This window comes from Methylocystis parvus OBBP (assembly GCF_027571405.1).
In the GTDB taxonomy this organism is placed as follows: Bacteria; Pseudomonadota; Alphaproteobacteria; order Rhizobiales; family Beijerinckiaceae; genus Methylocystis; species Methylocystis parva.
In genome coordinates this window covers 1,447,936-1,460,356 of the sequence record NZ_CP092968.1, presented here as the reverse complement: position 1 = coordinate 1,460,356, position 12,421 = coordinate 1,447,936, and the positions used below count along the sequence as shown (strand labels likewise).

The 12,421-nt window shown below is 64.4% G+C and carries 13 protein-coding genes; 7 read left to right on the top strand and 6 right to left on the bottom strand.

Annotated features, from left to right (window positions below):
* Positions 1-93: 93 nt before the first annotated feature.
* Positions 94-951: a 3-mercaptopyruvate sulfurtransferase gene (sseA, locus tag MMG94_RS07215; RefSeq protein ID WP_016921978.1), complete on the bottom strand. Its 858-nt coding sequence runs from the start codon at positions 949-951 to the stop codon at positions 94-96.
* A 316-nt stretch (positions 952-1,267) separates the two neighbouring features.
* Between sseA and MMG94_RS07210 the strand changes: the two genes are divergently transcribed.
* Both MMG94_RS07210 and MMG94_RS07205 read left to right on the top strand, forming a co-directional pair.
* Positions 1,268-1,684, top strand: a complete 417-nt coding sequence (locus MMG94_RS07210) for a hypothetical protein (RefSeq protein ID WP_016921976.1) — start codon at positions 1,268-1,270, stop codon at positions 1,682-1,684.
* Between the two features lie 50 nt (positions 1,685-1,734).
* On the top strand, positions 1,735-2,559 hold the full coding sequence (locus MMG94_RS07205; protein WP_051001183.1) for a DUF3108 domain-containing protein: 825 nt from the start codon (positions 1,735-1,737) through the stop codon (positions 2,557-2,559).
* Positions 2,560-2,611: 52 nt separating this feature from the next.
* Here MMG94_RS07205 and MMG94_RS07200 read toward each other — a convergent pair whose 3' ends face one another.
* The gene (locus MMG94_RS07200; RefSeq protein ID WP_026016540.1) at positions 2,612-3,010 is read right to left on the bottom strand and encodes a DUF1190 domain-containing protein; all 399 of its coding nucleotides are present in this window, start codon (positions 3,008-3,010) and stop codon (positions 2,612-2,614) included.
* A 793-nt stretch (positions 3,011-3,803) separates the two neighbouring features.
* Between MMG94_RS07200 and MMG94_RS07195 the strand changes: the two genes are divergently transcribed.
* On the top strand, positions 3,804-4,613 hold the full coding sequence (locus MMG94_RS07195) for a response regulator transcription factor (protein ID WP_051001182.1): 810 nt from the start codon (positions 3,804-3,806) through the stop codon (positions 4,611-4,613).
* Positions 4,614-4,615: 2 nt separating this feature from the next.
* Here MMG94_RS07195 and MMG94_RS07190 read toward each other — a convergent pair whose 3' ends face one another.
* Both MMG94_RS07190 and MMG94_RS07185 read right to left on the bottom strand, forming a co-directional pair.
* A complete protein-coding gene (locus MMG94_RS07190; protein ID WP_016921971.1) occupies positions 4,616-5,410 on the bottom strand; it encodes a YdcF family protein in 795 nt (264 codons plus the stop codon).
* Positions 5,411-5,563: 153 nt separating this feature from the next.
* Positions 5,564-7,243 (bottom strand): electron transfer flavoprotein-ubiquinone oxidoreductase, encoded by a 1,680-nt coding sequence (locus MMG94_RS07185; protein WP_016921610.1) that lies wholly within the window; start codon positions 7,241-7,243, stop codon positions 5,564-5,566.
* A 130-nt stretch (positions 7,244-7,373) separates the two neighbouring features.
* Here MMG94_RS07185 and MMG94_RS07180 point away from each other — a divergent pair, with 130 nt between their 5' ends.
* From MMG94_RS07180 to MMG94_RS07165, 4 genes are all read left to right on the top strand, one after another.
* The gene (locus tag MMG94_RS07180) at positions 7,374-8,366 is read left to right on the top strand and encodes an HlyD family secretion protein (RefSeq protein WP_016921609.1); all 993 of its coding nucleotides are present in this window, start codon (positions 7,374-7,376) and stop codon (positions 8,364-8,366) included.
* A 205-nt stretch (positions 8,367-8,571) separates the two neighbouring features.
* A complete protein-coding gene (locus MMG94_RS07175; RefSeq protein WP_016921608.1) occupies positions 8,572-9,504 on the top strand; it encodes an ABC transporter ATP-binding protein in 933 nt (310 codons plus the stop codon).
* Between the two features lie 17 nt (positions 9,505-9,521).
* Positions 9,522-10,682, top strand: a complete 1,161-nt coding sequence (locus MMG94_RS07170) for an ABC transporter permease (RefSeq protein ID WP_026016499.1) — start codon at positions 9,522-9,524, stop codon at positions 10,680-10,682.
* A 56-nt stretch (positions 10,683-10,738) separates the two neighbouring features.
* On the top strand, positions 10,739-10,945 hold the full coding sequence (locus tag MMG94_RS07165) for a hypothetical protein (RefSeq protein ID WP_016921606.1): 207 nt from the start codon (positions 10,739-10,741) through the stop codon (positions 10,943-10,945).
* Positions 10,946-10,967: 22 nt separating this feature from the next.
* On the opposite strand, the gene ubiA is transcribed toward MMG94_RS07165, so the two are convergent.
* A complete protein-coding gene (ubiA, locus tag MMG94_RS07160) occupies positions 10,968-11,921 on the bottom strand; it encodes a 4-hydroxybenzoate octaprenyltransferase (protein ID WP_016921605.1) in 954 nt (317 codons plus the stop codon).
* Positions 11,918-12,370, bottom strand: coding sequence for a hypothetical protein (locus MMG94_RS07155; protein WP_016921604.1), 453 nt, complete (start codon positions 12,368-12,370; stop codon positions 11,918-11,920). The genes ubiA and MMG94_RS07155 overlap by 4 nt, the downstream gene beginning before the upstream one ends.
* Positions 12,371-12,421 lie beyond the last annotated feature (51 nt).

Here is a 12,421-nt window from a genome sequence, read left to right as displayed (position 1 = left end):
ATGGCCAATCGATTGGCGCCGGATTCGCCTCCAGCGCCGCTGAATGAGCCTATACGCCTATTGAACAGGCATAATCTGCCTGTCTATTGAGCATTAGTCGATATAGGCCACGACCGGGAGGTCGGCGCGCGCGCCCCATTCCGACCAGGAGCCGTCGTAAACCGCCATCATGGGATGACTCGCCGCGGCGAAGGCGAGGCTCAGAATGCAGGCGGTCATCCCCGAGCCGCAGCTCGCGATCGTCGGTCTGTCCGGATCGAGGCCGGCCGCCGCGAAGGCCGCTTCGAGCCCTGCCTTGTCTTTCATCTTCCCGCCTTCGATCACGCTGCCGAAGGGCAGGTTATAGGCGCCGGGCATATGGCCGGAACGCAGGCCGGGACGCGGCTCGGCGGCGCGGCCGAGAAAGCGCTCGCCCGAGCGGGCGTCGACGACCTGGGCGGCGCGGCTTTCCAGCGCGGCGTTCACGCGGGCGGCGTCGGCCACGAGTTCCGGATTGAAGCGCGGCGTGAAGGGGCGGGGCTCGCGGGCGAAATCGCCGGTCCCGACGGGACGCCCCTCGGCCTTCCAGGCCGGCAGGCCGCCGGCCAGGATCGAGACCTTTTCGACGCCAAAGACCTTCATGGTCCACCACAGGCGCGGCGCCGAAAACAGGCCGACGCTGTCATAGACGATCGCATGCATGCCGTCGCCGAAGCGCAGGCGTTGCATCTCGGCGGCGAAGGCGTCGGGCGAGGGGAGCATATGCGGCAGGCCGGCGCTATGGTCGGCGATGGCGTCGACGTCGAAGAACACAGCCCCGGGAATATGCCCCGCTTCAAATTCCGCGCGGGCGTCCCGGCCGGAGGCGGGCATGTGCCAGGACGCGTCGAAAACGAGAATGTCGGGCGAAGCGAGATTTTCGGAGAGCCATTGAGGAGAGACGAAGAGTGTGGCTGGGTCGATCAATTGCATGGCGTGCTTTGCTCTCGTCTATTGCGTCGCGGCGGGCGCGCGCTCGCCGTCGCCGGGTTTTGTTTCGTCCGACCTCGCGCCCATTCGCTTCTTAAAAGGCCGACTCGTCTTTCATGTAACGGTTTGCGCTTTGCTTTCGTCCAACGCAAGAGCGTCGCAGCGTCGCGGGAAAGCGTCTGAACGCATCCGCGAAAGACAAGGCTTGTCGACCGACTCGGAACGGCTTTCCGTCTCGCTCAGCCGCTGCTTGCATCCAGGGCCGCCGCGGTGACAATACGCCAATTCGATTCTCACCCGTCCCGCGCGCAAGGATCTCATGCTCGAAATTCCCGGCAAAGCCTGCGGCCCCTGCTATTTCTGCTGCAAGGTTCTCGAAATCGAGGAGATGAAGAAGACCGCGGGCAAGCTCTGCGAGCATTGCGTGACCACGGGGGGCTGCGGAATCTACGCGACGCGCCCGCAGGTCTGCCGCGACTATCACTGTCAATGGAAAGAGGACCGCGGCCTCCCCGCGACCATGCGTCCCGACAAAGTCGGCACGCTCCTGATGGACGATCCGGACAGCGACGAGTACCACGCCGTCTGCGACCCCGAAAAGCCGTTTTCCTGGCGCAATCCTCTCATATTCAAGCATCTCGTCTTGGAGGCGAAGGCAGGTAGAATGGTTGTCGCCAAAGCCGGCCTGCGCGCCTGGCGCATTTATGCGGACGGACATTGGCAGGAGTCGGCGTGAGACGTCCTTTTTCGAGGCGCGGCGCATTCAAGCGCCGGCAAGGAGCGGATGTGATTCCGACGCGCGCTTCGCCGTTGATCGGTTCGGCCGTCGTCGCGCTGGCGCTCTGCGCGGGGGGCGGCCTTCGCGCCGAGACGATCAAGGCGCATTACGGACTGAGCTTGATGGGCCTGTCGATCGGCAGCGCCTATGCTTCGGGCGTGCTCGATCCTCAAAGCTACCGCGTCGACATCACGATGCGCACGTCGGGCCTCGCCAATCTCGTCAACAGCACGAAAGGCGCGGCGACCGCGAGCGGCGGCTGGACGACTGTCGGCCCGTCGCCGACGGCCTACGCCAATTCAACGACGAATAGCGACGAGACGCGCACGGTGCGCATGTCCCTCGTCGCCAACGCCGTCCGCGCGGTGGAAGTGAAGCCCGAGCCATGGGACGCGGAGCAGCGCATTCCGGTGAGCGACGGGAACAAGAAGCGCATCGTCGATCCGGTGAGCGCTCTGATCATGAGCGTGCCGCAGGGGCAGGATATGACGGGCCCGGCCGCCTGCAACCGCACCATCGCGGTGTTCGACGGCGTGACGCGCTTCGACGTGGCGCTCTCTTACGCCGGCGGCCATACCGCTCAGACGCGCGGCTATTCCGGGCCGGTGGCGGTTTGTTCGGCGCGATACACGCCGATCGCCGGGCACCGCCCGGACAGCAGATCGACGCGCTATATGGCCGACAACCGGGACATGAATGTCTGGCTGGCCCCGCTGCCCGAGGCCCATGTCGTCGTGCCGATTCACATCGACATCAAGACCGGCGCGGGCGACCTCGTCATCGAGGCCTCGGATTTCCAGATCGGCTCTAAGCACGCGGATTCCGAGCGCTAGGCCGCGCCGCGTTCGGAATCCGCCGCCCGAATGCGTGGCGGACGCTTATGCCTCAGTCGATCCGCACTTCCTTCGTTTTCTTGCGGTTGCGACGGTCGGATTCATATTCGAGATAGCGGGTCTCGCGCGGCTCGCCGTCGGCGCGCAGGCAGAAGGCGGGGCGCGGAGAGAAGCCGCCGTTCGGACTCTCGAAACAGTCGGTGAAGCGCAATTCGCACTGGAACATGGTGTCGGTCTTCGGGGCCGCGCGCGCGGCGACGGCCCGCGCCTTCTCGACCGCTTGTCTGCAGAGCGCTGCGTCAAATCCCCAAGCCTGGCAATCGGCGACGCTCGCCATGTATTTGCCGCCCTCCAGACAGGCGGGCGCCGTGCGATGCGCATAGAAGTAAGAGAAGCCGGCGGCCGCCAAGGCGACGAGGACAACGAGGATTTTCAATTGCGTGCTGGGCATGACGGCTCGCTTGGTTAACCGCGCGGACATTAGTCGTCGGCGAATATGCGCGGCAAGCGCAATCTCGGCCAATCGTCATAACTCCGCGACAACGCGTCGCCGGAGCGCGCTGCGCTGCATCCCGTATGTCGCTTGACAAGGATCAGCGACTACAATAGTTCGTTCCCTCACCGCATTTCGGAACCACAGTAGACAAGCTGTGGAGCAATATGGCTCACCGGGCGCGGACAGGGCCGAACAGATGTGCGCCCACCCTTTCGAGGCTCGCGTTGATACGCGATGGGAACATGTCCACGATGCGATCCTAAATCTTGAATCAGAAACGTCCGTCGGCGACGGCGGGCCGGATGAGATGTCGGCTAAAAGTTAGAACCGACAGTATGTGTGACAGAAGGAGGAGATAATGGGCGCTATTCTCGAACTCACCAGCTATGCCGCGACTCCGGTCGGCATGATCGCCATCATCGTCATTGGCGCGGCCGCTTACTTCGCCGCTCGCTGGGTCTTCACCGACTAATTCTAGTCGCCAGCATTCTATTCGAGGCGCGGCGCGTCGGTCTTACCGATGCGACGCGCCTAATTTTTTGTCTGTTCGCGTCTGATCCTTTCGTCCGAAGGGAGAGAGCTTGCGTCGCCCGCCGTCCTGAGTATTCTAGCGCGACTTCCACCACCAACGGGTAGGTGGAGGCGGCACGTCGCCTTTCGTCCGCCCAGCTTTCCAATGCAGGCTTAGACGAGTTTTTTGGGGATTTTTCGGCCCGCGCGGTTGGCGCGTCCGGGCCTGGAGGAAATGATGGCCCCTACCTCTTCGATCAGGGCGAGTGACGGTCGATCGGATATCGCCCAGGCGAGCGGAATCGGCGATGCGGCGAAGGCCGCGCCGCGGCCGGACAATGAGGACGGCGCCGGCCAGCAGGAAGCGGGTCGCATCGACGTCGCCATAGCGGATAAGAGCCCGCTGATCCTGGCGGGGCTGGACAAGCTGCTCTCCGACGACAATCGCTTCAATCTCGTGCTCAAAGTCACCGATGGCGAGGAATTCCTCGAGGCCGCGCGTCAGCAGAAATTCGCCATTGCGGTCATTGGCTGGCAATTGCCGACGCTGCATGCGCGCGACGTTTTGCGCGCGCTGTCGCGTCAGGTCGCGGCGCCCAAGATCGTCGTCTATAGCGGCACCAACGATCCCGCCGCGCCGGCCGAGACGCTGCAACTCGGCGGCGCCGGATTCGTCTCGAAGCGCGCGCCGCCGGAGCGCCTTCTCGACGTGTTGGCGGCCGTGGCGGCCGGCGACATGGTCTTTCCCTTCGTCGACATCCGAAAGATGCGCAGCGATCCGTTGGAGAATCTGACGCTGCGTGAGAGAAGCCTGTTGTCGGCGCTGGGCTCGGGCCACACCAACAGCCAGCTCGCCAAGGATTTCGGCGTCTCGATCAACACGATCAAATTCCATCTGCGCAATCTTTTCGAGAAGCTGGAAGTGCGCAACCGCGCACAGGCGATCGCGCTGTTTCTCGAGATGAAGCATGGGAGCTGGCCCGGCGGCTCCGGGGGCCGCAGCATGGAGCCGACGACGACGACCAGAGGGCGGCGGCGTTCCGAATAAAGTTACGGCGCCGGAAACAGCGCGTCGGTTTTCCCCGTCAGCCGATAGGCGGCGAGGCCGGCCCATTCATGCGCGGCGAATTCTGCGAGGGTGAAGTTTCGCGAGGCGTGGCGCGGCGCGCCGAAGCCGCGGAAATCCGCCGTCGTGCGATAATCGACGGGATAGGCGACGACCGGAAAGCCAGCCTTGCGGAAAATGCCGACGGAGCGCGGCATATGCATCGCCGAGGTCACGAGCAGCCAGCGTTCGCTGGGCTGCGGCTTCACGAGGTCGCGGGTGAAGACCGCATTCTCGAAAGTGTTGCGCGATTTGTCCTCGTAGAGAATGTCGCCTTGATCGAGGCCGACCTCGCGCCAGAATTTCTGCACCGTGCCGGCTTCCGTATATTGCGAGCCGCGCAGCGCCGCCGTGCCGCCGGTGAAGACGATGCGCGCCTTGGGATAAAGCCGGCGCAGCGCGATAGGCGCGGTGAGACGCTCGGCGGCGTCGGCGAGCGTAACGCGGCCCAACACGCCGCTGAGATTTTCGTCGACGGAGCCGCCGAGCACGATGATCCCGTCCGGCGCCGGCGCGTCTTCCGGCGGCGGCGGGAAACGCGCTTCGAGCGGCACGGCGATGAGGGCCGGAAGCGGAGAGAAGCCCAAGATCAGCAGAAGGACGATCGCGCCGCCCGAAAGCGCGCAGCCTGCGCGTCTATAGCGCGTGACGGAAAGAAGCGCGCCCAGCGCGCCGATGAAGAGCGCGAGATGCGTCGGCGTGGCGAGGAATTCAAAAATCTTTGAGAGGATGAAGAACATTTAAATACGTTCGGCGCTCTGTTCGACGGCTCCCTCCCCAACCCTCCCCCGCTTCGCGGGAGAGGAGGTGATCGGCGCCTTCATCGGCAATGTGGATCGTGAGCGTCCCCTCTCCCGCGTGAGCGGGGGAGGGACAGGGAGGGGGGCGCGGCATCACATATTCGGATAGTTCGGGCCGCCCGACCCTTCCGGCGGGACCCAGGTGATGTTTTGCGCGGGGTCCTTGATGTCGCAGGTTTTGCAGTGCACGCAGTTCTGCGCGTTGATCACGAAGCGCGGGTCGCTTTTCGCCGCCTCGTCGCCATAGACGACTTCATAGACGCCCGCCGGGCAATAGAGCCGCGCCGGCTCGCCATAAAGCGGAAGATTCTTCTCGATGGGGATTGAGGGATCGGTCAGCCGCAGATGCACCGGCTGGTCTTCCTCATGGTTCGTGTTCGAGACGAAGACCGAGGAGAGCTTGTCGAACGCGGGCTTCTGCGTGAGCTTCGGATAGACGATCGGCGTCACTTCCGAGAGCGGCTTCAGGCAGGCGTAATCCGGCTTGCCATGCGACTGCGTGCCGAAGAAGGAGAAGCCGAAGAGCGAATTGGTCCACATGTCCAGCCCGCCGAGCGACGCGCCGATATAGGTGCCGTATTTGGACCAGAGCGGCTTGACGTTGCGCACCGGTTTGAGATCGCGGCCGATCTCCGATGCGCGCCAGGCGCCGTCATACGACGTCACTTCGTCATAGGCGCGGCCCGCGCCGAGCGCCGCGGCGACATTCTCGGCGGCGAGCATGCCGGAGAGGATCGCGTTATGCGAGCCTTTGATGCGCGGCACATTCATGAAGCCGGCGCCGCAGCCGATCAGCGCGCCGCCGGGGAAGACGAGCTTGGGCACGCTCTGCCAGCCGCCTTCGGTGAGCGCGCGTGCGCCATAAGCGAGGCGCTCGCCGCCTTCCAAAGTCGGCGCGACCAGCGGATGGCATTTGAAGCGCTGGAACTCGTCGAAGGGCGAGAGCGTCGGGTTCGAGTAGTTGAGATGCACGACGAAGCCGACCGATACGAGACCGTCCTCGAAGTGATAGAGGAAGGAGCCGCCGCCCGTGTCGCTCTGCAGCGGCCAGCCGAAGGAGTGCTGCACGAGACCGGGTTTGTGCTTCTCCTTCGGGATGCGCCAGAGCTCCTTGAAGCCGATGCCGAACTTCTGAACGTCGCGGCCGTCGCAGAGATCGTATTTCGCCAGGAGCTGCTTGGTCAGCGAGCCGCGCGCGCCCTCTCCGAAGAGCGTATATTTGCCGCGCAATTCCATGCCGCGGGTGAAACTGTCCTTTGGTTCGCCGTCGCGGCCGACGCCCATGTCGCCCGTCGCGACGCCCGTCACTTCGCCATTCTCGCCATAAAGAATTTCGGCGCCGGCGAAGCCCGGATAGATCTCGACGCCGAGATTTTCGGCTTCGGACGCGAGGAAGCGCACGACATTGGCGAGCGAGCCGATAAAGTTGCCGTGATTGTTCATCAGCTTCGGCATCAGGATATTGGGCAGGCGAACGCCGCCCGTCTCGCTGAGCAGATAGAACTGGTCGTCATGGACCTGCGTTTTCAGCGGGGCGTCGTCGCGCTCGCGCCAGCCGGGGACGAGGCGGTCGAGTCCGATGGGATCGATGACGGCGCCGGAGAGGATATGGGCGCCGGGCTCCGAACCTTTTTCGATGACGACGACGGAAAGGTCGGGCGCGACCTGCTTGAGGCGAATCGCCGCGGCGAGGCCGGCGGGGCCCGCGCCCACGATCACCACGTCGTAATCCATCCCTTCGCGCTCGGGCAATTCCGCAATCTCTTTAGACATTTCCGATCCCTTTTCGCGTCCTCTTCGCACACGCGTCGAAGCACTGTAGCCTTTTTGCCTGCGGCGCGCCAAAAGGAGTTTGGCGCAGCGCGAGGCGCGAGAGGCAGAGCGCCAGAGGAGGCGGCGAGGGATGGGACGCGCGGCCGCGATAGCGGCGATCCTTCTTGCGCTGGCGGGGTTTGTCGCCTGGCGCATGATGGGCGACAACGCCCCGGCCGACGCGCCCTTTCTCGGCTATGTCGAAGGCGAGACGCTCTATATCGGCCCCAATGAGGGCGAAAGGCTGTCGAAGCTTTACGTCGCGGCCGGCTCGGTCGTGAAGGCGGGCGATCAACTTTTTTCCATGGCGACGCCGCTTCTCGACCGCAGCCGCGCCGAGGCGGATGCGCGCATCGGCCAGCTCGAAGCGCAGGTCCAGAACCTTCAGGCCGCGACCAGCCGGCCCGAGCAGATCGCCGTCCTGCAGGCGGCGCTGGAGCGCGCCGAGGCGGCTCTGGCCCTCTCCCGCAACGATTATCAACGCCAGCGCAAGCTCTTCGCCACGGGCGACATCGCGAAAGCCACGCTCGACCGCGCGGAGATGGCGCTGAAGCGCGACGAGGCGAGCGTGAAGGAAGCGCATCGGCAGGTGGAGGCCGCGCGCATCCCCGGCCGCTCGCAGGAGATCGAGGCTGCGGCGGCGGCCCTGGGGCAGGCCCGCGAGCAATTGCAGGCGATCGACATTCGCATCGCGCGCCAGAGCGTGAAGGCGCCGGCGAACGGCGTCGTGCAGGACGTGTTCTTTCGTCCCGGCGAGGTCGTGAATACGGGCCAGCCGGTCGTCGCTCTGCTGCCGCCCGAAAACAGGAAGGTGCGCTTCTATGTGCCGGAGCCGCGGCTTTCGGGCGTGCGCGTCGGCGAGCGGGTGCGGGTTCGCTGCGACGGCTGCCCAGACGATCTTTTCGGGCTGATTTCTTTCGTATCCAGCCGGCAGGAATATACGCCGCCGGTCATTTTCAGCGACGTCGAGCGGGCGAAGCTCGTCTTCAAGGCCGAGGCGCGGCTCCAGGGCAAAGCGCGGGAACTGCCGCTCGGCATGCCGGTTTCTGTGACGCCGATCGTGGAGGCGGAGGCGGCGAAATGAACGACGCGAGATTTCAGAGTCGCATCCCGGGCGCTGGGCGTCAGCGAATCCCTCTCCTTTATGGAGAAGGCAGCGACCGAAGGTCGCCGGGTGGGGCGCTTTTCGTTACCGGCGTCGTCGGGAGCAAACACTGCCAGACCCCGCTTCGCGGGGCCGCCCTCCCCGTAAAGGGGAGGGATTTGCGCCCGCGCGAGACGTGAAGGCCATGATCCCGGCGTCGCCCGACATCGCCATAGACGTCAAAGGCCTCACCAAGGTCTTCGGAACCAAGACCGTCGTCGACAATCTGACGCTTGCCGTCCCGCGCGGACACATACACGGATTTCTCGGTCCGAACGGCAGCGGCAAGACGACGACGATCCGTATGTTGTGCGGACTGCTCACGCCCGACGCCGGGGAGGGACGGTGCCTCGGTTACGACATCCGCGCTGAGCAGGAGAAGATCAAGCGCCATGTCGGCTATATGACGCAGGGCTTCTCGCTCTATCGCGATCTCACCATCCGCGAAAATCTCGAATTCGTCGCCCGCATCTACGGACTCGAAGCGCCCGAGGACGCCGCGCAGGCGGCGCTGGAGCGCCTCGGACTGACGGCGCGGGCGGACCAGCTCGCGGGCGAGCTTTCCGGCGGATGGAAGCAGCGGCTCGCGCTTGGCGCCTGTATTCTTCCCGGCCCATCATTGCTGCTCCTCGATGAGCCGACGGCCGGCGTCGATCCCAAGGCGCGGCGCGATTTCTGGGACGAGATCCATCATCTCGCCAATGAAGGCCTCACCGTTCTCGTCTCGACCCATTACATGGACGAGGCCGAGCGCTGTCACGAGATCGCCTATATTCTCGACGGCAAGCTCCTCGTTTCGGGCACGATAGCGGAAATCGTCGCTCAAGCGGGACTGACGACTTATGTCGTCTCCGGCGACGGCCTCGACGCATTGGCCGAGAAGCTGAAGACGACGCAAGGCGTCGACATGGTGGCGCGCTTCGGCGCCGCTCTACATGTCGGCGGGCGCGACGCCGCCGCGATGGAGGCGATCGCGCAACGCTGCGCAAGCGCCAAGCAACGCTGGGCGCATGACGAAGCGACGCTCGAAGACGTGTTCATCGACCTGATGACGCGCAATCACCGGAGCGGGCAATGACGGACGCGCCCACGCGAATGGAAACGCAGCCGGCGCGGCGCGGCGCTCTTGCGCAATCCTGGCAGCGTCTCGTCGCCATGTTCGTGAAGGAGTTCATCCAGCTTCGGCGTGATCGGCCGACGCTCGGCATGATCGTCGGCATTCCGCTCATCCAGCTTCTGCTCTTCGGCTACGCCATCAACACGGATCCCAAGCATCTGCCGACGGCGGTGCTCGTTTCCGACGACAGCCCGATGGCGCGCGCGGTGGTCGGCGCATTGCGGGCGACGGATTATTTCAACATCAAATATATCGCGACGGGCGAGGCGGACGCGGACGAATACATCCTCTCCAACCGCGCGCAATTCGTTATCCAGATACCGCCGGACTTTTCGCGCCGTCTCGTGCGCGGCGAACGTCCGTCGCTCCTGATCGTCGCCGACGCGACCGACCCGACGGCGACGGGCGTGGCGGTGGCGGCGGCGCTCGGCGCGGCCAGTCAGGCGCTCGACCGTGAATTGACGGGGCCGCTCGCATCGCTGGCGCAAACCGCGCCGCCTTTCGATCTGCAGGTGCAGCGCCGCTACAATCCCGCCGGCGAGGCGCGGCGCAATATCGTCCCCGGGCTCATCGGCACGATCCTGACGATGACGATGCTGATCTATACGGCGCTTTCCGTGACGCGCGAGATCGAACGCGGGACGATGGAGGCGCTGCTCGCCATGCCGGTGAAGCCGGTCGAGATCATGCTCGGCAAGATCACGCCCTATGTGCTCGTCGGCGGCGTGCAGATGGCGACGATCCTGATCGTCGCATCCTTCCTGTTCCATGTGCCGATCGTCGGCTCGCTCTTCGTGCTCGTGCCGCTGACGCTGCTGTTCATCGTCGCCAATCTGTCGATGGGCTATACGCTCTCGACCATCGCCGCGAACCAGCTTCAGGCGATCCAGATGACCTTCTTTTTCTTTCTGCCGAGCATGCTGCTCTCGGGCTTCCTCTTTCCCTTTTATGGCATGCCGATTTGGGCGCAATATCTCGGCGAGACCCTGCCGCTCACGCATTATTTGCGCATTGTCCGGTCGGTCATGCTCAAAGGCTCGGGTTTTTCGGATTTGGCGGCGGACGCCGGCGCCTTGGCGCTCTTCGCGCTTGTCGCGATGAGCGTCGCCGTGATGCGGTTCCGCCAGACTCTCGACTGAGCGCGGATTGACGGCGTCCGGCGAAGGCATAAAATTCGAGGCAAGTGGAGGCAGCCATGGCGAAGTCCGACTCCGACCCGATGATGCGCTTCAACAATCTGGTCAAAGGCGCGTTTGTTCTGGCGCTCCTGCTTATGGCCTACAATCTTTGGTCGTTTTTCAACAGCAGCCGCTACCAGGCCCTTTGCAACGCCTCCTATTGGGAAATGAACAAAACCCAACTCGACTCCTGTCTCGACGCGAAGAGAGAATTGGATAAATGAGGAGTCCGCAAAGCGGCCGGGCTTAGAGCAGATTTAAAAGGCTCTGCGTAAAGAAGCCCGCGAAGAGCAGCAGCCCGGCGTCCCGATTTGAGCGGAAGAGCATCAGCGCCGCGCCGGGTGCCGCATCCTCGCGCGTCAGCGAGATCTGCCAGGCGAGATGCGCGGCATAGGCGGCGACGCCGAGATAGGAAAACAGCCCCCCGCCGATCATATGGGCGGCAAGCGCCGCGCATAGCACGGAGCCCGCATAAAGTCCGCCGACCGCGCGCTTGACCTGCGCGCCGAAGAGACGCGCCGTCGAGCGCACGCCGGCGATGGCGTCGTCGCGTACGTCCTGCAGCGCGTAGATCGTGTCGAAGCCGATCGTCCAGAGGATGCAGCTCGCATAGAGAAGCAGGGCCGGAGCGGCCAGCGCGCCAGCGATCGCCGTCCAGCCGAGCAACGCGCCATAGGCGAAGGCGAAGCCAAGGATCGCCTGCGGCCAGGAGGTGAAGCGTTTCGCGAAGGGATAGACGGCGACGATCAGCAGCGAGAGAAAACTGAGCGCGATCGTGTAGCCGTTGAAAGAGAGCAGCACGAAAAGCCCGACGAGGCATTGCACGACGATGAACCACAACGCGGCGCGCGGACTGACGCGCCCGCTCGCCAAAGGCCGGTTGCGCGTGCGCTCGACCTTCGCGTCGATCTCCCGATCGACATAGTCATTATAGGTCGAGCCTGCGCCGCGCATGACGACGGCGCCGATGAAGAACAGCGTCAGATGCCAGAAATTCGGGCCCTGACGCAGCGCCGCCGAGGCCATTGCGCTCGATTCCCAGCAGGGAAGCAGCAGCAGCCACCAGCCGACGGGGCGATCCAGGCGCGCAAGTTGGACATAGGGACGCAGGCTCGCCGGCGCATGACGCCAAAGCGGGTGGTCTTTCTGGGAATCGGGCAGCGCGGCGTCGGCGTCGCCGCTCTCCTGCGTGAGGCTCACAACGGTCCCGACGGAAGCTTGGGCGGCGCGCCCATTCCGCCGCCATTGGCCGCCTGTTCACGCTGCTGCTGCTGCATCTGTTTCATCTTCGCGGCGACGCTGCAGGCCTGGCTGGCGAAATTCTTGGTCTTGGCGCCGGCCTGCTTGAAGCCGTCAATGACATTGTCGGGAATGGCGCACCATTCCTTGTTCTTCGTCATATAGCCGAGCATCTCGTTCTCGATGCCGACAAGCTTCTTCGCGGTGGGGCAGGCGGCGTTGGGGTCCATCTTGCCCTTGCCGGCCTTGCCGAGGCTGTTCAGCGCCTGGATCTGCGCCATGCGCCGCTGGGTCAGCTTCTGGAAGTCTTCCTGGCAGGACTGCGCATGGGCGACGTTCGCGCCCGCGACGAGCGCAAGCAGAGATAAGCCCAAGACGGAGCGCGAGAAGGACGCGGCGCTGATCTTCATTCGCTAGGATCCAGTTTCAAATGTTGCCCTTGTGTTAACAGCAGGCTTGCC